The sequence below is a fragment of the Aquabacterium sp. genome, from assembly GCF_004297345.1.
Lineage (GTDB): Bacteria > Pseudomonadota > Gammaproteobacteria > Burkholderiales > Burkholderiaceae_C > Aquabacterium.
On sequence record NZ_SCTN01000549.1, the window covers coordinates 1 to 1,596 of the forward strand.

At 62.2% G+C, this 1,596-nt stretch carries 2 protein-coding genes and 1 riboswitch; both genes read left to right on the plus strand.

Going from position 1 to position 1,596, the window contains the following annotated elements:
* The coding region (locus EPO09_RS21130; protein ID WP_290646399.1) for a GGDEF domain-containing protein at positions 1-553 on the plus strand (553 nt) is incomplete at its 5' end.
* An 18-nt stretch (positions 554-571) separates the two neighbouring features.
* Positions 572-672, plus strand: a riboswitch (S-adenosyl-L-homocysteine riboswitch).
* An 80-nt stretch (positions 673-752) separates the two neighbouring features.
* Positions 753-1,596, plus strand: an 844-nt coding sequence (locus EPO09_RS21135; RefSeq protein ID WP_290646401.1) for an adenosylhomocysteinase, incomplete at its 3' end; no start/stop codon positions are given.

Below are 1,596 nucleotides of genomic sequence, written 5' to 3' on the forward strand. Positions count from 1 at the left end.
GGCCACGGTCTACTACCGCCTGGTGGCCTCGGCTGAAGCGAAACTGCGCCATCAGGCTTGCACGGATCCGCTCACGCAATTGCGAAATCGCCGCTTTGCGATGGAGGTTGCCCAGCATGAAGCGGCCGTGTTTGAGCGCGGCGGTCGTCCTCTGGCCCTGGTTCTGGGTGACGTGGACCACTTCAAGCAGATCAACGATGTGCACGGCCACGAAACCGGCGACATGGCCCTCAAGGCCGTGGCTCAGGCCTTGCGCGACGGCGTGCGTGAGGTCGATCACGTGGCCCGCTGGGGCGGCGAAGAGTTCCTGATGCTGCTGCCTTCCACAGAAGTGGACGAGGCCTTGCGTGTGTCAGAGCGCGTGCGTGAATCCATCCAGCAGATCGACCTGGTGCATCACCATCAGTTGGTGCCCTTGCGCATCACCCTGGGCGTGAGCCTGCTCGCGCCAGGCGAAACGGTCGAGCAAGCCCTGGCGCGTGCCGACAAGGCGCTCTATCAAGGCAAACAAGCCGGTCGCAATCGCGTAGTTCTCGCTGGACAAGCCGCTTAGACGATTTATACTGCGCAGGCTTTCGAGGAGCGTTGCAAGGTCCCCCTGTTGATCAGGCGTGGCCCCCAGGCTCGAAAGGCACGTGATCATCACGTGATGTGCAACCGCGCTCACCCGCATGTGTCCCGCTGGGTGAGTTGTATCTTTTCACGTTCCCCCCGGTAGCGCACGGCGGCTTCTGAACCCTTAGGAGCTCTCCATGACCGCTGTTACCAACAAGCTGATTTCTGAACACAAGGGCGTCGAATGCATCGTCGCCGACATGTCTCTTGCCGCCTGGGGCCGCAAGGAAATCAAGATCGCTGAAAGCGAAATGCCCGCGCTGATGGCCATCCGTGCCGAATACGCGCCCAAGCAGATCCTCAAAGGTGCGCGCATCACCGGTTCGCTGCACATGACCATCCAGACCGCCGTGCTGGTTGAAACGCTGCAAGCCCTGGGTGCCGACGTGCGCTGGGCCTCGTGCAACATCTTCTCGACGCAAGACCACGCCGCCGCCGCCCTGGTGGAAGCCGGCACCCCCGTGTTCGCCTACAAGGGCGAGTCGCTGGAAGACTACTGGGACTACACCCACCGCATCTTCGACTTCGGCGCCAAGGGCACGGAAGGCGAAGGCCCCAACATGATCCTGGACGACGGTGGTGACGCCACCTTGCTGATGCACCTGGGCAAGCGCGCCGAGAAGGACATCACCGTTCTGAACAACCCCACCAGCGAAGAAGAACGCATCCTCTACGCGTCGATCAAGGCCAAGCTGGCTGTGGACAGCACCTGGTACACCCGCAAGGCTGCCCAGATCATCGGCGTGACCGAAGAAACCACGACCGGCGTGCACCGCCTCAACGAAATGAGCGCCAAGGGCACCCTGCTGTTCCGCGCCATCAACGTGAACGACTCGGTCACCAAGTCCAAGTTCGACAACCTGTACGGCTGCCGCGAATCCCTGGTCGATGGCATCAAGCGCGCCACTGACGTGATGGTCGCCGGCAAGATCGCCGTGGTGGCTGGCTACGGTGACCATCACGTCAGTGGCGCGCTTGATG